Genomic DNA, 20,437 nt, shown 5'->3' on the forward strand with positions numbered 1-20,437 from the left:
CCCAATATCTTCTCTCATTATAAAATCTATAAACCAGCTCATTTAGCCGGCAACTATGTTCTCCAAAAGAACGCGTGCAGAGTTAGACCGCGCTTTCCACAAATTTCTATCCTGTGCCTCGATCATGCGTTCAGCCATTTCCCGCAAAGCTGCAGGATTATTTTGCTCCAAAAACTCGCGGACATCCGCATCATCCAAATAAGCATCAAAAACAGCATCAAAGTGATGATCTTCAACTACTTTTGCTGTCGCTGCAAAGGCAAAAAGATAATCAACTGTCGCCGCCATTTCAAAAGCACCCTTGTAGCCATGACGTCTGACACCATCGATCCACTTGGGGTTAACGACACGCGCCCTGACAACTCGTGCTATTTCCTCTTGGAGTGTTCTGATCTGTGGGCTTTCCGGGCGAGAATGATCATTGTGATAAACAGTTGGCTGTTCCCCTGAAAGGTGACGAATAGCTGCGGTTATCCCCCCCTCAAATTGATAGTAGTCGTCGGAATCCAGCAAGTCGTGCTCTCGATTATCCTGATTATGAATAACCGCTTCCACATCCCTCAGGCGGCTTTCAAACAGGCCGTGTTCCGCGTCCCCAGCGCCGCCGCTACCATAGGCATAACCGCCCCATCCGATATAGGCTTTTGCAAGATCGGCTTCGCCTTCCCAACCGCGCTCATCAATCAGCGCCTGTAATCCAGCGCCATAAGCACCTGGCTTAGAGCCAAAAACGCGATATCCAGCTCGCTTGATCGCTGTCTTTTCATCTAATCCTTTGGCAATAAGATCAGCTGATTCTGCTGACACTCTTGCAGCCAGAGGATTCATTTTCTCTGTTTCCTCATCCAACGCGGCCACGGCACGACAGGCTGAATCAAACAGATCAATCTGTGCCGGAAAAGCATCACGAAAAAAACCGGAGACACGCAGGGTTACATCGACTCTTGGACGGTCTAGGACAGACAGAGGCATAACCTCAAATCCGACGACACGTCGTGAGGTTGGTTCCCACTTTGGCTGCACCCCCATCAGGGCCAGACCTTGTGCGATATCATCCCCACCGGTCCGCATGTTTGACGTCCCCCAGGCAGATAGCGCCATACGTTTTGGCCAAGATCCGTTTTCTTGACGATAGCGTTCAATCATCAGGTTTGCTGACTTCCACCCCAAATGCCATGCAGCAGGGGTTGGAACAACACGGGAATCTACGGAATAAAAGTTACGTCCCGTCGGAAGAACATCAGGTCGCCCTCGCGTCGGTGCACCAGAAGGTCCAGGTTCAACAAATTTTCCGTTAAGGCCACGCAGAGTGCCCTTAATCTCTTCGGCACCACAGGATGATACAATCGGCCCAATCGTACTTTTGATTTCGGTCAAAACCGGACATGTATTATCCCACCCATCGAGAGCCTGCACTTCTCCGGATACCAGTTTCTGTGCCAATATTTCCAAACGTTCAACCGTATCCCCATTGGTGCGCCAACTGCCTTCTGCTACGAGAATATCAGGCTTTGGTCCAGACCAAGGATCACCAAACTGACAATCCAAGGGATCGAATTCAATCGGAAAGCTCAAATCTTTTGCCAAAGATCGGATCAAAGAGGCATCGCCACCTTTCCCTTCGCCCCGTGGCAACCGTGTCAAAGCAATAAGCAAATCGTCCAAAAGACGCCCTTCCGGGGCAAGTCCAAAGATATGCAAACCATCGCGGATTTGCATTTCTTTTAACTCACAAAGATAATTATCCAGCTTTGAAAGCGCAGCATCTTCATCATCTGACTGATCTATACCACAATCTTTATCCAGACCAATTCGCTGAGTAATCTTGAGAATTTCATCCCTCAGAACTTTCAAACGTCTGGGATCAACCCCAGCGGCTTCGTAGTACTCATCACAAAGTTGTTCCAAATCCGCCAAGGGCCCATAGGATTCAGCACGTGTTAGCGGGGGTGTTAGATGGTCAATAATCACCGCTTGGGCACGACGCTTGGCCTGTGTCCCTTCACCCGGATCGTTCACAATAAAGGGGTAAAGATGCGGCGTTGGTCCGAAGACAGCTTCCGGAAAACAGTTCTCAGAAAGCGCCAACGACTTCCCGGGCAGCCACTCCATATTTCCATGTTTGCCCATATGGATAATGGCATCAACTTTTTCTTCCTGTCGTAACCACGCATAAAAAGCCAGGTATCCATGAGGTGGCACCAGATCAGGATCATGATAAGTTTCTACCGGATTGATATTGTATCCACGCGCGGGCTGAAGACCGATGATGATCTTGCCACAATGAAACGCAGAGACAGCAAAAGCATCCTCATCTGGCATAAAGAAAGGATCATTCTCGAAAGTACCCCATCTCTCTTCTATAGCTGTTTTCACAGCCGTCGGCAGAGCATCCCAGAACTGCCTATAGGCACTTAAAGAAATCTTTGACCTGATAACACGCCCATCAACGGCAGCATTGGTTGGCCCTTCGGCCATTCGTTCAACCAAAGCATTTCCATCGCCTGGAATATCAAAAATGCTGTAGCCAGCATCATTCATTGCCTGTAAGAGCTGAATTGTGCCCGCTGGTGTATCAAGTCCGACGCCATTGCCCATGCGCCCATCCCGATTGGGATAGTTCGCCATGATGACCGCAACTTTGCGTTCAGAAACTTCTTTGTTTCTAAGCCGAAGCCATGCTCTGGCCAAATCAGCGACGAAATCAATCCGGTCTTTGACTTCCTGATAACTAACAACAGAGCTTTGGGTTGTTTCGTCATAACGGGCTTCTGACTTGAATGAAACCGCCCGGGAGAGAATACGTCCATCAACCTCTGGCAAGGCAACATTCATCGCGATATCGCGCGCAGAAAGACCACTTAGCCCTTCCCGCCAACCGGCCTCGTTCCCACCAGAAAAAATAACCTGCAAAATTGGAGCATCAACAACATCGAAAGGTGTTTCTTTTCTCTCCGCACCGGGCGTTGAAATTGCAAAGCCCGTTGCATTCAGAATAAGTCCGGTATCTGCATTTTCGAGCAAAGTACTGACGATCCCTGCCGAAATCGGTTCCTTAAGAGAAGCACAGTAAATGGGTAAGGGATTGACGCCCTTTTCCTGTAAAGACTTGATCAAGGCATCAACTGGTGCCAAATTTGCGGCTTGCAAAAGAGCACGATAGAAAACAATCGCAGCAACTGGTGCATTCGCTACCCAATCATGCCGAAGATCATCTAATTCAGGATTATCACGCCCCGGCCAATAAATGCCGGATCTCAATAACGGCTTCGGCTCGACCCACTCAAAATTACGGTCAATTAAACCCGCAAGATAGCACAACAGATTACGGGAATTATCTGGTCCACCATGAATGAAATATTGCCAAACACGGTGATATACATCTCGCGTCACTGAAGAGTGTGCAGCAAGTTCTGCATCGGGTTGATCATCACCCGGTAACAACACAAGCGGAATTTTCTTTTGCTTACAAATGGCCCGGAATTGTTCTACCCCATAAGGCCAATACCCAGCCCCTCCAAGGATCCGCGCCACGACAACCTTGGCATTGGCGATAATATCATCAACATACAGATCAACTGACATGTTGTGTGATAACTGCATCAGGTTCGCCAAACGCAGAGACGGATATGCATCACCGATTACTTGTCTAGCCTGAACCAGACTGGCCAGTTCTGTATCTGCCGCAGAGACAATAACAATATCCCCCGGTGTTTGCCCCAGGTCGATTGCTTCGGATCCATCAGCGATTGCTCCGGGTTGGGCTTGTAACAGATGCATAGAGTATTTCTCTTGGTTCGAGTTCTTGTAATCCTAGCTCATCATTAGCAAAGGATTGATCTTTTATAGAAACACCGGGGCCAAAAGGTTTATTGTTTGCCCCCGGTGTTTTGATTTTTTAGGCCGCGATCGCAGCACGAATAGCAGGTTCGTCCATGTCATGATCACCAATAATCACAAGACGGGAACGACGCTCGACACCCTCTGACCATTCCTGATCAAAATAATGTTGGAAACGACTACCAACACCCTGAATCACGAGGCGCATATCTTTATCAGCAACAGCGGCAAAACCTTTGACCCGAAGAATATTATGCTCAGCTACAATTGGCAGCAACTTATCAATAAAGGCTTCCGGGCTTGCGATCTCGCCCAAGTCCACAGCAAAACTTTCAAAATCATCGTGATCATGTTCGTGCCCATCATCGTGATGTGAAGGACGGGAATCCAGATCATCCTCGGCAGCAGCTTCCAACCCAAGCAAAATAGATGCGTTAATCTCACCATGAGATATTTTGACGATCTTTACTTCCGGGCGGATTTCTTTACGGATTGTAGCCAGAACTGTATCCATATCACCCTCGTTAAGCAGATCAAGCTTGTTCACGACAACCATATCCGCACAGGCGAGTTGTTCTTCAAAAAGCTCTTCCAGCGGGCTTTCGTGATCAAGGTTTTCATCTGCTTCACGTTGCTGTGCAATTGCTTCCGGGTTTGTTGCAAACAAACCATCGGCCACAGCTCTGCCATCAACCAGAGTAATAACGCCATCAACGGTTACACGGGTACGGATTTCCGGCCAGTTAAAAGCTTTCACCAATGGTTTGGGCAAAGCCAAACCAGATGTTTCAATGATGATATGGTCCGGGGGCGTTTCCCGGTTTAACAACTTTTCAATTGTCGGAATAAAATCATCCGCAACAGTGCAACAGATGCATCCATTGGCAAGTTCCAGAACATCATCATCATTGCATCCTTCGATGCCACAGCCTTTGACAATGTCACTATCGACACCGAGATCGCCAAATTCATTAATAATAAGCGCAATTCTTTTACCACCAGCAGTCTTTAAAAGATGCTGTATTGTCGAAGTTTTTCCAGCACCCAGGAAACCTGTGATAACAGTGGCTGGAATTTTTGCTGCTTGAGACATACGTCAAAATCCTGCTTTTAAAATTTAGTCAGAAGATACTGCAGAGGGTTTAACCTGCATTGGTAATCCTGACATCATAAATGTTACGGAAGGAACTACTGCAGCAAGACGTTGATGTAAACGCCCTGCATAATCCCTGAAATCTCTGGACATTTTGTCCATGGGAACAATTCCTAAACCAACTTCGTTTGAAACTAGCACAACAGGACAAGACAACTCGGCCAAAGACGCGACCAATTGTGCACCTTCTACGTCAGGGTCGCGCCCTTCCATCATCAAGTTTGTTACCCACAAGGTCAGGCAATCAACCAGAATAGTTGCACCTGGTCGCTGGATACGCTTTAGGCACTGTACTATATCCAACGGTTCTTCAAAGGTTGTCCACCGCGCGCCACGGCGTTCCTTATGCTCATCGATCCGATCAAACATTTCATCGTCCCAGATCCTGGCCGTCGCAACATATAGGCAATCTCCATCTTTTTGCTCGACCAGCTGTTCGGCATAGCTACTTTTCCCAGAGCGGGCGCCCCCTAGAATTAACGCGTGAGCTATCGCAGTTTTTTTTTCAGACATCACTTTGAACTCTCAATATTCGCAGGTACCGCACCGCTTTCGCCAAACTCTCTCCTAACCTTTTCTCTTGGTCGGAAACTTGTTGCAAGGCAAATATCAAAAACCATCAATATGAATAAAACCATCGACAGTTCCTATTATTCCATGCAAATTCAATAATAGATAAGTAGTGATGATTGGCTTCAAGTGTAATGAACAAACCGGATTTCAACGATAATTTTTGCAACAAATTAACAGAGCTTCTGGAGTGGCGGCGGGATGTACGTCAGTTTAAAACAGATCCATTACCCGACGGAACATTGGACGAATTACTAGACCTCGCCTGCCTTGCCCCATCTGTGGGTAATAGCCAGCCATGGCGTTACGTATTGGTCGAAAGCGAAACAAAGAAAAAAGAAATCAAAGAAAACTTTGAACATGCGAATGCGCAAGCTCTCGAAGGTTACGACGGCGAAAAAGCGCAACTGTATGCCAACCTCAAATTATCGGGCATGGATCGCGCTCCAATACAGCTCGCGGTTTTTGCACACGAAGAAACCGAGCAGGGTCATGGCCTTGGGCACCAATCCATGCCTGAAATGTTACGCTACTCTGCTGTATTATCCGTCCACACCCTGTGGCTGGCAGCACGTGCTAAGGGTATAGGCCTAGGATGGGTATCCATCATCGATCCGGATGCTGTAAAACAAACACTGGAAGTCCCTGACGAATGGGCACTCGTTGCCTATTGTTGCATCGGCTACCCAACCGAAGAAAAGGACACCCCGGAACTTGTCACACTCGGTTGGCAGGACAGATTAGGTGATTGTCGTAAGCTTCTTATCAAATAAAAAATGCCCGCTAAAGCAGGCATTTTTTATCCGAAACGTTATTCAATTTACACAAGGGATTTGGATGCAATTTCATAGACATCATTAGAGAGGTCCTCAGTATCCAGAATTCTTTGCAACTCCGCTTTCATCATTTTTTGGTGCGTTGCATTCATCCGTCGCCAACTTCCAAGAGGAGCTAAAATCTTTGAAGCCACCTGTGGATTAATGCCATTCAGATGAATAATACTATCAGCCAAGAAACGATACCCTTCACCGCCTTCAGCGTGGAAGCGTGCCGGATTTGCGCCAGAAAAAGCCCCAATGAGAGCTCTGACTTTATTTGGATTCTTATATGAGAAAGCTGAGTGTGTTAGCAGCTTTTTCACTTCCTCCAATGCATTTGAAATTGTTGATGTGGCCTGAACAGCAAACCATTTGTCCATAACCAAAGTGTTATCCGCATAACGGCTTTCAAAAGCCTTAAGCGCCTTCTCTCTTTCCTCCCCAGGAATGTCAGCAAGCAGGCTCAGCGCAGCCATTCGATCCGTCATGTTATCCGCTGCCTCAAACTGATCAACAACAAGCTTCAAACACGCTGGATCATTTTCAATAACCGACAAATATCCAAGCGCCGTGTTACAAAGTGCACGACGCCCGGCAGAATCTGAATCCGGGCTATAGGCTGCTGCTTCTTTACCCGCCAGGTACAATTCTTTGAATTGTCCATACAAGGCTTTCGCAATGCCTGCCTTAAATACAGACCTGACCTTTTCTACAGCGGCAAAATCAGCAACTTCCATTTGTTCTGTGACATAATCGATGGATGGCAAGCCTAACATTTGCGCCAAAAATGCCGGATCAAGCGATTTGTCCGCAATATTTATTGCTAAAATATCGGCATACTGAGAATCAAATTCAGCAACTCCACCTTCTTGAACAGACTTCACCATTTTAAGCATTAATCTGGAAGCATATGTTTGCGCAGCATCCCATCGGCTGAAAGCGTCTTTATCGTGCCCCATCAAAAACGCGAGATCACCAGTCGTATATTTCGTCGACAATTTTATTGGAGCTGAGAAGTTTCTATTTAACGACGGAACTGGAAGTTCATTCACATCAACAAAGGTAAATATTTGATGATCCTGATCAAATTGGAGAGTTCGTTTTGTAGTCTGTTTATCTCCGTTCTCTCCCTCAAGTTTTAAAGGAAGTGCAGCACCATTCTGCCCGATAAGACCGACAGTGAATGGTATCAGCAACGGCTGTTTCACATCTTGCCCGGGTGTCGGCGCCGTAAACTGATCAAGGGTCAGAGTAAAAGTTTTTTCTTGCGCGTCGTAGGACCAATTGGCTTCAACCTCTGGTGTTCCTGCCTGACTATACCAAAGACGGAAGTGTTTGAGGTTGGCACCATTGGCATCTTCCATCGCAGCGACAAAATCATCACAGGTAACGGCCTGATTATCATGCCGCTCGAAATAAAGATCCAGACCCTTTCGAAAACCATCCTTCCCGAGAAGTTCGGCCATCATTCTGATCACTTCACCACCTTTTTCATAGACGGTCGAAGTATAGAAGTTATTTATCTCTATATAAGATTCTGGTCTGATCGGATGAGAAAGGGGACCAGCATCTTCGGGGAATTGTCGCGCACGTAACGTACGGACATCTTGAATCCGTTTCACAGGTGCAGATCTCATGTCCGCGCTGAACTCCTGATCACGATAAACGGTCAAACCTTCTTTCAAGCTCAACTGAAACCAGTCCCGACAAGTCACCCTGTTACCAGTCCAATTATGGAAATATTCATGTGCAACAATCGCTTCAATACGCTCGAATTCAAAGTCCGTCGCAGTATCCGGACTTGCAAGTATGCATTTTGAGTTAAAGATATTAAGGCTCTTATTTTCCATTGCCCCCATATTAAAGTCGCTCACGGCCACGATGTTGAATATATCCAGATCGTATTCCAGCCCAAAACGTTCTTCATCCCACTTCATCGAACGGATGAGAGAATCCATGGCATAGGCACATTTATCTTCGTTTCCATGCTCAACAAAGATTTTAAGTGTTACGTCCTGACCAGAGCGGGTCTTAAAGCTATCTTCACAACAAGCCAAATCGCCAGCAACCAAGGCAAAAAGATAGCTCGGTTTCGGAAAAGGGTCGTCCCATTTAGCCCAATGGCTGCCGTCTTCTTCCACCCCTTGGTCAATCAAATTACCATTAGATAGTAAGACCGGATAACTATCCTGATCTGCATGGACAGTAACCGTATAGGTCGCCATAACATCAGGACGGTCAGGATAATAGGTTATCCGGCGAAAGCCTTCAGCCTCGCATTGCGTACAAAAATTTCCGCTAGAGAGGTAAAGACCTTCGAGTTTGGTGTTATGCACAGGATCAATAAAGGTAACAATCTCAAGTATCGCTTCTGAAGGAAAATCAGGAATAGAAAGAGAAAATTCGCCGCATTCATATTCATCTTGCCCCAACACTCTCCCATCAATGACGACAGTGTCCAGACGTAATGCATCACCATCCAAAAACAGAGACTGCTTACAATCAGAATTTTGCCTAATTTTTAGCTTGGAATGAACCTTGGTAGCTTCAGGCTTGAGGAAAAACGTTAGATCGACATGATCTACCAAGAAAGCCGGAGACACATAATCCTCTAGTTTCGTAGCTTTCACTTGCGCCTTTTTCATAATTCCTCACCAAAAAATAACTTTAATTTATACAATATAATTCTTGCCTAACACTATTAGGGGAGAACCGAAACAGCAACGTTAAAACGACTATTTTCAGTTGTTAAATATCATATTGTTTGGGAATTATGCTGATTATAATTAGTTTGGAAAATACAAAGCACCATCAACCATAGCTGTATGGTCATCAAATTAATCGATAATCGCAGAGTGCTAAAAGCCTTATCCTGAATGGATACCCCGCCCAAACCGGACCTATTACACTCGACACATAGATAAATTACGTATCTCAAGAAAATTTTTGTGGTGAAAGAGCCTATTCGGCGGCGAGATGTCTCATCTTTGCAAATTGTGCGTTTAGTGATTTTTCTTCATCAAGCATATCTTTGATATCACAACCGCATTTTCCACACTGTGGAGAACAATCCATTGCTTTATAAACGCCAGCTACAGAAGAAGCACCAAGGCCAACAACATTTTTCACATCTTTTTCTGTAAAACCATTACATATGCAAACGTACATTTTCTCTCTCACCATTGAGAATGATTTTCATCCACGACTAAGATATAATGTAAATGAGAATTGATTGCAAATAGATTAATAATGATAATTACATTTAAATGAGCCATCGCTTTCTTTCTGATCATTAGGCCAAAGAATCAAAAAGAAGGTGTAAATTTGCACATTATCATCTATGAGATAAATAAAGATTATTAGGAGATTATCTTGTCATTTCTTTTATCTCGTAAATCCATCGTTACCCAATGGATGGTAGATCCTGCCCCAAGCAAAGAAGACATCAACTACATGCTTAGTGCCGCCGTCACTGCACCGGATCATGGATGGTTACGACCTTGGCGTTTTATCCTTATTGAAGGAGAAGCAAAAAATAAGCTTTCTGACCTTTTCGTTGAATCACTCAAAAAACGAAATCCTGATGCAACAGCAGAACAGCTGGAAAAAGAAGGCAGCCGTCCAAAACTGGCGCCACTCGTCATCGTCGTCTGCTCTGTCATGACAGATGAAAAGCCAGGCGTGCCGAAAAATGAACGCGTTCTCTCTGCTGGTGCTGCAGCTCAAAACATTATGCTTGCTGCCCATGAACGGAACTATGGGGCGATTTGGCTAACAGGAAATGCCGCTTATGATCAAAATGTCAAAGCCGGACTAGGTCTAGAAGACAACATGGACATTATCGGCTTCCTTTATATCGGTAGTGTTGAGAGAGACGTCAAAGAGCGAAAACGTCCAGATCCAACAGATTTTACGACTTATTGGAAATAATAGAATAAATAATGGCAGGGATTCGACTAAAATTCCTGCCATGCATCCATCATCACAAACGTTGCAAATAATAAAGCAATGTTGCCCCGCCTGCGAGTATAGCAATAAGCCACAGTAACAAGACCCACAAACTCGGACCATTTTTCCTTGCCGTTTTAGCAGCTGGCTTAGTCGCTTGACGAGGTCGTTTTTTCAAAGCTTGTCGTTCTGAACGATCAACCTTTGCAGGTGAAGCCTGTTGTTTAGCTGCTCGATTATCGCGATCCGCAACTGTAGTTTCAAAAATCACCCGTTCCCGACTGGAATTACTATCTTCATCAAACGTTTCCTGTACTACTCTCACAGCAGAGAACCGTTTGGAATCATACAATCTTTTCGCTGTAGACAGCGCCATATCTTTATCATCAAGGACACATTCAAGCACCCAACGATTACTCTGATATGTATCAACTTCGAAAGAAACAGCCTGAGACATCTTGGCTAAAACCTTTTATTTGTTAGTGACTTTTCGGCAATTCGCACCGCCAAAGAGTGCATCAACAAACTTATCATCCGACGATAAAGGCATTAACGTACTGCGATAAAGGAGCTTATCCCCACCATCTATACACTCACCACCAATACTCACAGGAACCCCCAATTCCATTACTCTAGGCATAAAGCGAGTTGCCTGTTGAATAAGGCTATCATCAGGACTAAAACTAACCTCTTTACCAACAAGAGGCTCTCGATCAACAGGCCAAATCAAAGATCCTATATGATGAAAAGTTGCGCTTTCGCCTTCATCCCCCAGCAAAATTAAAAAGCACCAATCCCAATCATCCCCCAGCTCGGATGCTTTGATATCATCCAGGCTGGGCATTTTTCGACCGTCTTTTTTATTCTCCCAGTAATCAAGCAGGCGAAAAACGAGGCGCCGTTCGATACCTTTATATTCTGCCATTAAGACAACCTTTTGATTTCATGACAAATTCGCACTATTTTTTAGTACCACCAAAATGGTAAACAAATGGTCAAACATCAACTTTTACCTTTATTTGATCTAAGTTTAATACACACCTCACCCTCTTTTCAGAATTAATATTGCCTAGGTATCAGTGATCACTTAAAACGAACGAAGATTATATTTGATTTATTCAAGCTGGTATTATGACAGAAAACTCAACAATCAGTATTATTGGCTTAGGTTACGTCGGCCTTCCGCTAGCTATTCACTTAGCTAAACATTACACGGTTACTGGTTTCGATATAAACCAAAGCCGTATCGACGAACTCACAGAAGGTTTTGATCGCACAGGTGAAATAGAAACGTCTGTTTTGCGGAATTCGACTCTACACTTAACAAGTGACAAAGCTGAGCTGAGTGGACACAATGTCCACATTGTTACTGTTCCAACACCTGTTGATAGCAATAATACGCCGGATCTCACCCCCGTAAAAATGGCATCTGAAACTGTCGGAAGCTTTTTAAAAAAAGGTGATATTATTGTTTATGAAAGTACTGTTTATCCCGGTGTCACAGAAGATATATGTGGCCCTATTCTCGCCAAGTGTTCCGGCTTAGAATGCGGAAAAGATTTTTTCCTAGGTTATTCACCAGAACGAATAAATCCTGGGGATAAAGAGCATACGGTAGATAACATTACAAAAGTTGTCGCGGGACAAACCCCAGAAGTGGCCCAAACACTTAAAAGCATTTACGGCACAATGAATGGTGACAAAATATTTTTGGCCAAAAATATTAAAACTGCCGAAGCTGCAAAAGTAATCGAAAATGCTCAAAGAGATATCAATATTGCATTCGTCAATGAGATTGCTGTTATTTTCCAGAAACTAGGTATCTCAGTCTACGATGTACTAGAAGCCGCCGGAACGAAATGGAACTTCTTAAACTTCCAGCCCGGCCTTGTTGGAGGGCATTGCATTGGTGTGGATCCCTACTATCTTGCGCATTGTGCGACAGCGACGGGACATGATCCAAAAGTAATCCTGTCTGGCCGTTCAACCAATGAGGCAATGAGCAAAGCTGTAAGTAACGCCATCCACAACACAATCCTGGCCAGAAATCCAGATATACAACAGCCCCGCACTCTTATTCTGGGGTTAACTTTTAAAGAAGATGTCCCGGATCTACGAAATACAAAAGTAACTGATATTGTTCATGATTTAAAAGAATTAGGACATGAAGTAGATATCCACGATTCCATGGCCGATCCGCTGGAAGCCAAACAATTTTTTGATATCGATTTAAAACCGTCTCTCGAAACTGCTGAACCTTATGACTGTGTCATTGGTGCCGTTCCTCATAGTGGCTACAAAGAACTTACAAACATCAACATTCAACAAATCATCAAGGCTAACGGTTTAATTGCCGACATGAAGGGAATGTGGAGAGACCGTCGTTTTGATAATGGTTACGGATATTGGTGCCTGTAAAACATGGCTAGATGACATCAGTTAAATCAACACTCGCAATAGAGACATTAAGTTATTCATCATGCACTCCGTGACGAGAAATCTTAATGTCTCTATGAAGCCATACAGACATCACAAGCCCAAGCCCCACCATAACCGTCAACATCACAGTACCTCCATATGAAATAAGTGGCAAAGGAACCCCGACAACAGGTACCAGTCCCATAATCATAGCAATGTTAATAAAAACATAGAGAAAAAGGTTAAAGGTCAAACCAATAGCCAATAATCGGCCAAACTGGTTTCTTGAGCGTAAAGAAATTGCTAAACCATAGACCATCAGAAGTACATAGAGGCTCAGAAGAACAAGCCCTCCGACCATGCCAAATTCTTCAGCAAGCATCGTAAAGATAAAGTCGGTTTGTTTCTCTGGTAAGAAATTCAAGTGACTTTGGGATCCTTGTAAAAACCCTTTACCAAACACGCCCCCCGATCCAAAGGCAATCTTGGATTGATGAATATGATACCCTGTACCGAGTGGATCTTGCTCGGGATTTAAAAAGATTAGAACGCGATTTTTTTGGTAGGTATGTAAGAACTGCCACCCAATGGGAATAGCAGCAAGACCAGATGCCATAACCACAGCAAACTTCCAAAGCCGGACACCCGCACAAAAGAAAACAGCCCCGGATGCCATTACCAGCATACCTGTTGTCCCCAAATCCGGTTGCCTCAAAACAAGAACAGAAGGGGCAAAAACCATAACCAGCGGAATAATCAAAAAAGTAATGCGCCCGATATCTTCTTGAGAAACACCGTGGAAGTATCGAGCCAAAGCAAAAACAATGGCAACTTTCATCAGCTCAGAAGGCTGTAATTGAATAAACTTCAGATCAATCCATCTCTGAGCCCCCATGCCCACACTGCCCATTACTTCGACCCCCACAAGGAGAATCAATGCACCAAAGTAGAACAGATAACTTACACGGAACCAAAAGCGGATATCCACCAGAGCAACAGTAATCATCAGGACAAAACCGATAGCAAAACGAACCGCCTGCCTTGAAGCCCAAGGATCAAAACTTGCGTTGGCGGCAGAGTAAAGCATCCCCAAACCAATTGAAGCAATCATGCAAATGAGAACAATCATTCCCCAGTTTAATTGCCAAAGCTTTTGCCCAAGAGTAATTTCAGGATTATGTCGTCCAAGATAATGAGGCTGTTGGCCCATATTTACGACTCTCCTACCAAATTAGTTATTTCTGCACTTTGTTCTAAAGGCACTGCAGGTGTACGCGCAGGATCTCTTCTTTGTGTTTCTTGCAAGATATCCCGGGCAATCGGGGCCGCACTTTTAGAGCCGCCGCCATGTTCTACAATAACAGCACAGGCATAACGGGGATTATCCACAGGAGCATAGGCGACAAACAAACCGTGATCTCTACGACGCCACGGTAAATCTTCGTTTTTGAAAATCCCTGCTTGTCTTTCCGCAAGGGTAATTCTGCGTACCTGTGCTGTTCCTGTCTTACCAGCCAACTCCCAGCCTTCATCTTTGATACGATATTTATACGCTGTGCCACGAGGATTGTTCGAAACAGCATCCATGCCCTGATAAATCATCTTCATATGCTCTGGGGGAATTCCTAAATCTTCGAATTCGGGAACAGGGTAGGCAACTGTTTTCTCCCCTTCCCGGTAGCCTCGCGCAAGGCGTGGTATCACTTTTTTGCCGCCAGAAGCTATTCTAGCTGTCATAACACCTAACTGAAGCGGGGTTGCAAGCACGAACCCTTGCCCAATGGATGTAACAAGTGTCTCGCCTCCTTGCCATGGCTCACCTATGTTTGCCTCTTTCCAAGCCTTTGTTGGAATAACGCCAGAGCGTTCACCTGGTAGATCGATACCAACTTTCTCACCCAAGCCGAATTTATTAGCCATTTCAGCAATCTTATCGACCCCGATACGTCGTGCAACATCATAAAAGTAGATATCACAGGAATGCTGTAACCCTTCGATCAAGTTTACTGTACCGTGTCCTCCGCGCTTCCAACAATGAAACCGCGCATTTCCCAACTTCATAAAACCAGGGCAATAGGCCGTATGACTGAATGCACCAATACCTTCTTTCATCGCAGCCAGGGCTACAACCATTTTAAAGGTTGATCCCGGCGCATAGGTTCCCGCAATTGCCTTGTTCGAAAGCGGTGTATAAGGGTTATTAATCAATCCGTTCCATTGCTTATTACTCAGGCCAAGATTAAAGGCACTCGGATCGTATCCGGGCACAGAACCCATCGCGAGAACGTCTCCGTTTTGAATGTCAATCACAACGCTTGCAGCAGATAGTTCACTCATAAGTCTTTGCTGGACAAATGTTTGCAAGCCAGCATCAACCGTCAGGATCATCTCCCTACCGCTACCACCTTCATTCCTTGCAAGTTCCCGAATGACACGACCATATGCATTGACTTCAAATTCACTGGTACCAGCCTGTCCACGCATATCGCTATCGTGATATTTTTCGATACCGCTTTTACCGATCCGAAAGCCGGGAAGCTCCAGCAACGGATCGCCGGTCAACTCTTTTTCAGAAACAGCTGCTACATAACCCAAAATATGGGACATGTTAGCACCGTAGGGATAAAAACGAGTTTCCCCTACTTCAATACTCGCCCCTGGTAGGTCTGCTGAATTTACTTCTATACTGCTGACCTGATCCCAGCTCAGGTTATCTTTAACAGTAACGGGGACAAAACCTCGTTTACGTTTCACGTCCCTCAGGATACGTTTGTAGTCGTGTTCTGAAAGCTTGATAAGCTTACTCAATGCGTCCAAGGTCGCCATAAGATCTGGCGTTTGCTCTTTAACCACAACGACCCGAAAATTTTGCTGATTATTCGCCACTTCAACACCGAAGCGATCAAGAATGTTGCCACGTCTGGGGGGAAGTAACCGTAGATTCACACGGTTATCTTCAGCCAAGGTTTTATACTTCTCAGCCTCAATAACCTGCAGATAATACATACGGCCAACAAGTGCAGATAACAATGCGGCCTTTCCACAAGAAAGCATCAATATTCTACGTGTAAAACCTTTATGACGGTCCTGGTCTTCGTGAACCATCGGCATAAATAATTCCTACTCCTTGAGTAACGTTCGCTGAATCAAGGCAAAAATCCATGAAAAAGCAGGGTATACAGCAACAGTTGTCAGGTTTTGAAAAATCACAGGCCTGTAATCAGGAATACCCGGTTCCAATAAGTATATTAAGACCCACTGAAATAGAAAAGCCAAACTGGAGAGAATAAAAAAATTAATCCAAAGCGCAGAGAACGATGCCCCAACAAGAAACTTACGCTGGCCATTTAATGCCAAGCAAAACAGCAGAAGGATTAAAGGCCCAACACCCAACAAGATACCGGACAAAAGGTCATGAATAAACGCTAACCCGAAAACAGCCCATATCGGCATCAAATCTGGACGATATAGTGTCCAATAAAAAACAGAAATTAAAAGGATTGAGGGAACAACCTCAGCCAGATTCGGGATGCGTAAAGGAACAAGAAATAATACAGTGAGTAGAAGCGTGATCGTGAAAGGACAGGCGGAACGGGCTAGTCCATCAATACGTTGCCAAAAGGTCGGATTCACTTTTGCCTCTCGGCCCCGCTATCCGAGTAAAGGATATCTAGGTTTTGCTTCAAGCCGTAATCTTCCAGACGCAAGAACTCCAGATGCCCCCAATCAGCGTAAGGCCGCACTTTGATTGAAACATCCGTCAAGGAATGAACAACGCCGATAGGCAATCCTGAGACAAAACCACCGCCTTGACCCGAAGTATAAATAGCATCACCGACTTTTACATCCGCACCTTCGTCCAAGTAAAGTAGTGATGGTGAAGGAGAGTTATCGCCAGCCAAGATCGCTCTGGATCTGCTAGAGCCAACAAACACAGGAATACGGCTACTCAAATCAGTCAGTAGAATAACACGCGCAGAATGACGTCCAACCTCTGCCACGCGACCGGCTAAACCAAGACCGGTCATGGCCGCCTGGCCTTTTGTTATGCCATCCAAGCTACCAGAATTCACAACAACAGAACGCACAAAAGAGCCACCCTGATCAGCCACTACCATCGCTGTGGTTATATTTGGCGCGCGCGTCGGTTCAAGGTTAAGCATGCCCCGAAGAGAGGCGTTCTCACCCTGCAGTTTAGCAGCAGCAATTTGCCAGCGACGCAAATTTTCATTCTGACGCCGCAGTTCTTCGTTTTCAGATTTCAAAGCCACATAGTTTTGGGCAGTTTCAATGGTATCGCTTATCATAACCACAGGACGATTGGCGATTTCCATCAGAGGAGACACCCCGTCAACCACTGCTGTACGCACACGCTCGACACCAACATTTCCTGTTTTTGCAAGAATTATCAATGCAATAGCAACAACAATCAACACAGCATAAGCAGAACCATGAAGCCACGCCTGAACAGGCGTTGTCACATGACTGATGGCTCCAATCCTCTTATTCAAGTTCTGCTCCTGTTACATTTAACATGAGATAATCGCCACAAACCTTTGAAAGTATTCCATATACTATACACCAAAAAGTTAAAAAATAACTTTTAAATTGATGACGACACAAAATAACTTCAAATTTGACGTTAATACATCTGAATGAGAACGTGCTGAAGTGTTTTCCAGTCTTCCAGGCAACGACCGGTTCCCATTGCTACACAGCTAAGAGGATCATCAGCAATGGATACAGGCAAGCCAGTAGAGGCACGCAGAACATAGTCCAGGTTACGCAGCAATCCACCACCACCAGTCAAGACAATACCCTTATCGACAATATCAGCGGCAAGTTCAGGAGCCGTATGCTCAAGAGCAACCTTAACAGCCTCAACAATACCACCAACAGGCTCGGCAAGAGCTTCAGCAATCTGGCGCTCGGAAATGATCAATTCTTTAGGAACACCGTTCATAAGATCACGGCCCTTGATTTCCATTGTCATGCCTTCGCCATCTTCTGGCGGGCAAGCTGATCCAATTTCCTTTTTGATACGCTCAGCAGATGCTTCACCAACAAGAAGGTTATGATTACGACGGATATAGGCGATGATTGCTTCATCCATCTTGTCGCCGCCAACACGAACTGATCTGGAATAAACAATCCCACCAAGAGAGAGAACAGCAACTTCTGTTGTACCGCCACCGATATCAACAACCATAGACCCGGTTGGCTCGGTTACAGGAAGCCCGGCACCGATTGCGGCGGCCATTGGCTCTTCAACGAGGTGAACTTCGCGTGCACCCGCAGATTCAGCTGATTCCTGAATAGCACGACGTTCAACCGCGGTTGAACCGAAAGGAACACAGACAACAATTCTTGGACGGGCGAACGAACGGCGACCATGCACTTTGTGAATAAAGTGTTTGATCATTTCTTCTGCGACATCAAAGTCAGCAATAACACCATCGCGTAATGGTCTAATAGCTTGGATGTTACCAGGTGTACGACCAAGCATTAACTTGGCTTCATCACCAACAGCAAGAACTTGTTTCTTGCCCTTTTTCTCACCGATTGCAACCACCGAAGGTTCGTTGAGGACAATACCCCGTCCCTTCACATATACCAAGGTGTTGGCGGTACCGAGGTCAATGGCCATATCGGTAGAAAACATGCCAAACAAAGAGACCATGAATTAGCTATCCCTAAATTTCAAACGTCATACACAATTATGCGAGGGATACTCCTGCAAAGCACACTTTGCAAGGCACTGCCCCGTAATGTTTGGAGAAAGTCACAAAATTCCCCCCGAAACAGAATGTCCCGATGGTCGGGTACAATAACACTTTTCACATTTTGTGAAAGGCCGAAAATCGCAGTTTATTTACTCTTTCGCGATTTCCTTGTCATCACCCCATCTTTACGCCTATTCCCCCATAGATACATCGTGCAAAGAAAGAGCTTTAAAGATGGTTAACAAACATCATCAAACATAAAAAAAGGTGGGACAAACCCACCTTTTCTTTAAAGCTGAAAGAAAAATTAGTTCTTTTCTTTGTCAACAAGCTTGTTGGCACCAATCCAAGGCATCATCGCGCGGAGGCGAGAACCAACTTCCTCGATTGGGTGCTCCGCGTTAAGGCCACGTGTTGCTTTTAGTTCTGGCTGACCAGCCTGGTAATCCAAAACAAATTTCTGCACGAAACGACCGGACTGAATGTCAGCAAGAACACGCTTCATTTCAGCTTTTGTTTCATCAGTAATAATGCGTGGGCCAGTTACGTAGTCCCCAAATTCCGCCGTATTAGAGATGGAATAACGCATGTTCGCCATGCCACCTTCGTACATAAGGTCCACAATCAGCTTTACTTCGTGCAAGCACTCAAAATAAGCCATTTCAGGAGCATAACCAGCTTCGGTCAGCGTTTCGAAACCAGCTTTAATCAGATCACAAAGACCGCCACAAAGAACAACCTGCTCACCAAAGAGGTCAGTTTCACATTCTTCACGGAAAGTCGTTTCGATAACACCGGAACGACCGCCACCAATAGCAGAAGCGTACGAAAGTGCTATTTCCTGTGCGTTACCGGATGCATTCTGATGAACCGCGATCAAACAAGGAACACCACCACCTTTGAGGTATTCGCTACGTACTGTATGACCAGGACCTTTTGGTGCGATCATGAAGACATCCAGATCAGCACGTGGTTCGATCAGTTTGAAGTGAACATTCAAACCGTGTGCGAAAACGATTGCAGCACCTTCTTTGAGGTTTGCAGCAAGATCGGCATTATAAAGAGACGCCTGATTTTCATCAGGGGTCAGGATCATTACAACGTCTGCCCAAGCAGCTGCATCAGCTGGTGCCATAACTTCAAAGCCAGCAGCTTCAGCTTTTGCAACTGAGCTAGAGCTTGGACGAAGCGCTACACGCACCTCTTTAACACCACTGTCTTTCAGGTTGTTAGCATGGGCATGGCCCTGGCTACCGTAACCAACGATTACAACCTTCTTACCTTTAATCAGATTTACATCCGCATCACGGTCATAATAGACACGCATCGCTTATTCCTTCCTTACTGTAGCTATTCATAGCTATATCAAATAGAAAATCTCGTGGGTTGTATCGCCTAGAGCGCCTTTGCCCCGCGGGAAATGGCTACAACACCTGTCCGACTGACATCGATCAATCCTAAGGGCTGCATTAGATCAACAAAGACATCCAGCTTGTCACTTTTGCCTGTCATCTCAAAAACAAAGTGATCATGACTGGAATCAACAACACGGGCACGGAAAATATCCGCGATCCGCAAAGCCTCAACACGCTTTTCACCAGCACCGGCAACTTTGATCAAAGCAAGTTCTCTTTCAACAGAAGTCCCTTCCTTTGTCAAATCACGGACGCGGTGAACAGGAACAAGGCGCCCCAACTGGGCTTTAATTTGTTCCAAAATCTGGGCCGTACCAGATGTTACGACTGTAATTCGAGAAAGACCGTGTGCGACATCAACCTCGGTCACAGTCAAACTTTCGATGTTATATCCACGGCCTGAAAACAGACCAATAACTCTGGCTAGAACGCCAGGTTCGTTATCAACAAGAACCGCTATCGTACGGCTTTCAATATTTGTATCCATCGGCGCCATGGGACGCATATCCTAACAATAGTTTTGTCACAATCTATTCCGCAAAGTTTTCATTC

The 20,437-nt window shown here is 45.2% G+C and carries 17 protein-coding genes; 3 read left to right on the forward strand and 14 right to left on the reverse strand.

From position 1 onward, the window contains the following. Positions 1–42 precede the first annotated feature (42 nt). The 3 genes from cobN to cobU all read right to left on the reverse strand — a co-directional run bounded on the left by cobN (position 43) and on the right by cobU (position 5,506). Positions 43–3,780, reverse strand: coding sequence for a cobaltochelatase subunit CobN (gene cobN, locus WH96_RS00340; protein ID WP_047762165.1), 3,738 nt, complete (start codon positions 3,778–3,780; stop codon positions 43–45). 118 nt (positions 3,781–3,898) lie between these two features. Continuing rightward, complete coding sequence (cobW, locus tag WH96_RS00345; protein WP_047762166.1) at positions 3,899–4,933, reverse strand: cobalamin biosynthesis protein CobW; 1,035 nt, start codon at positions 4,931–4,933, stop codon at positions 3,899–3,901. Between the two features lie 24 nt (positions 4,934–4,957). Continuing rightward, on the reverse strand, positions 4,958–5,506 hold the full coding sequence (gene cobU, locus WH96_RS00350) for a bifunctional adenosylcobinamide kinase/adenosylcobinamide-phosphate guanylyltransferase (RefSeq protein ID WP_047762167.1): 549 nt from the start codon (positions 5,504–5,506) through the stop codon (positions 4,958–4,960). A 191-nt stretch (positions 5,507–5,697) separates the two neighbouring features. On the opposite strand from cobU, the gene bluB reads away from it, so the two are divergent. After that, positions 5,698–6,336 carry a 5,6-dimethylbenzimidazole synthase gene (gene bluB, locus WH96_RS00355; RefSeq protein ID WP_047762168.1) on the forward strand — a complete coding sequence of 213 codons (639 nt, stop codon included), beginning with the start codon at positions 5,698–5,700 and terminating at the stop codon, positions 6,334–6,336. Positions 6,337–6,383: 47 nt separating this feature from the next. Here the strand turns inward: bluB and pepN are convergent, their stop codons facing one another. Together pepN and WH96_RS00365 are read right to left on the reverse strand one after the other, a co-directional pair. Continuing rightward, positions 6,384–9,026, reverse strand: a complete 2,643-nt coding sequence (gene pepN, locus WH96_RS00360) for an aminopeptidase N (RefSeq protein ID WP_047762169.1) — start codon at positions 9,024–9,026, stop codon at positions 6,384–6,386. Positions 9,027–9,342: 316 nt separating this feature from the next. Next, on the reverse strand, positions 9,343–9,549 hold the full coding sequence (locus tag WH96_RS00365; protein ID WP_047762170.1) for a (2Fe-2S)-binding protein: 207 nt from the start codon (positions 9,547–9,549) through the stop codon (positions 9,343–9,345). Between the two features lie 204 nt (positions 9,550–9,753). Here WH96_RS00365 and WH96_RS00370 point away from each other — a divergent pair, with 204 nt between their 5' ends. Continuing rightward, positions 9,754–10,311 (forward strand): nitroreductase family protein, encoded by a 558-nt coding sequence (locus WH96_RS00370; protein WP_053005503.1) that lies wholly within the window; start codon positions 9,754–9,756, stop codon positions 10,309–10,311. Between the two features lie 52 nt (positions 10,312–10,363). Here the strand turns inward: WH96_RS00370 and WH96_RS00375 are convergent, their stop codons facing one another. Together WH96_RS00375 and WH96_RS00380 are read right to left on the reverse strand one after the other, a co-directional pair. Further along, positions 10,364–10,786, reverse strand: a complete 423-nt coding sequence (locus WH96_RS00375) for a hypothetical protein (RefSeq protein ID WP_047762171.1) — start codon at positions 10,784–10,786, stop codon at positions 10,364–10,366. 15 nt (positions 10,787–10,801) lie between these two features. Beyond that, a complete protein-coding gene (locus WH96_RS00380; protein ID WP_047762172.1) occupies positions 10,802–11,254 on the reverse strand; it encodes a PAS domain-containing protein in 453 nt (150 codons plus the stop codon). 206 nt (positions 11,255–11,460) lie between these two features. Here WH96_RS00380 and WH96_RS00385 point away from each other — a divergent pair, with 206 nt between their 5' ends. After that, complete coding sequence (locus WH96_RS00385; protein ID WP_047762173.1) at positions 11,461–12,747, forward strand: nucleotide sugar dehydrogenase; 1,287 nt, start codon at positions 11,461–11,463, stop codon at positions 12,745–12,747. Between the two features lie 52 nt (positions 12,748–12,799). Here the strand turns inward: WH96_RS00385 and rodA are convergent, their stop codons facing one another. The 7 genes from rodA to ilvN all read right to left on the reverse strand — a co-directional run bounded on the left by rodA (position 12,800) and on the right by ilvN (position 20,372). Then, positions 12,800–13,957: a rod shape-determining protein RodA gene (gene rodA / locus WH96_RS00390; RefSeq protein ID WP_047762174.1), complete on the reverse strand. Its 1,158-nt coding sequence runs from the start codon at positions 13,955–13,957 to the stop codon at positions 12,800–12,802. A 2-nt stretch (positions 13,958–13,959) separates the two neighbouring features. Beyond that, on the reverse strand, positions 13,960–15,858 hold the full coding sequence (gene mrdA, locus WH96_RS00395) for a penicillin-binding protein 2 (protein ID WP_047762175.1): 1,899 nt from the start codon (positions 15,856–15,858) through the stop codon (positions 13,960–13,962). Between the two features lie 9 nt (positions 15,859–15,867). Continuing rightward, positions 15,868–16,380, reverse strand: a complete 513-nt coding sequence (gene mreD / locus WH96_RS00400; RefSeq protein WP_047762176.1) for a rod shape-determining protein MreD — start codon at positions 16,378–16,380, stop codon at positions 15,868–15,870. Then, on the reverse strand, positions 16,377–17,258 hold the full coding sequence (gene mreC / locus WH96_RS00405; protein ID WP_053005504.1) for a rod shape-determining protein MreC: 882 nt from the start codon (positions 17,256–17,258) through the stop codon (positions 16,377–16,379). The genes mreD and mreC overlap by 4 nt, the downstream gene beginning before the upstream one ends. 131 nt (positions 17,259–17,389) lie before the next feature. Continuing rightward, complete coding sequence (locus WH96_RS00410; protein WP_046509031.1) at positions 17,390–18,427, reverse strand: rod shape-determining protein; 1,038 nt, start codon at positions 18,425–18,427, stop codon at positions 17,390–17,392. A gap of 350 nt (positions 18,428–18,777) precedes the next feature. Continuing rightward, a complete protein-coding gene (ilvC, locus tag WH96_RS00415) occupies positions 18,778–19,797 on the reverse strand; it encodes a ketol-acid reductoisomerase (RefSeq protein WP_047762177.1) in 1,020 nt (339 codons plus the stop codon). A gap of 68 nt (positions 19,798–19,865) precedes the next feature. Further along, positions 19,866–20,372: an acetolactate synthase small subunit gene (ilvN, locus tag WH96_RS00420; protein WP_218044028.1), complete on the reverse strand. Its 507-nt coding sequence runs from the start codon at positions 20,370–20,372 to the stop codon at positions 19,866–19,868. Positions 20,373–20,437: the final 65 nt, after the last annotated feature.

The organism is Kiloniella spongiae (assembly GCF_001026905.1).
Classification (GTDB): domain Bacteria; phylum Pseudomonadota; class Alphaproteobacteria; order Kiloniellales; family Kiloniellaceae; genus Kiloniella; species Kiloniella spongiae.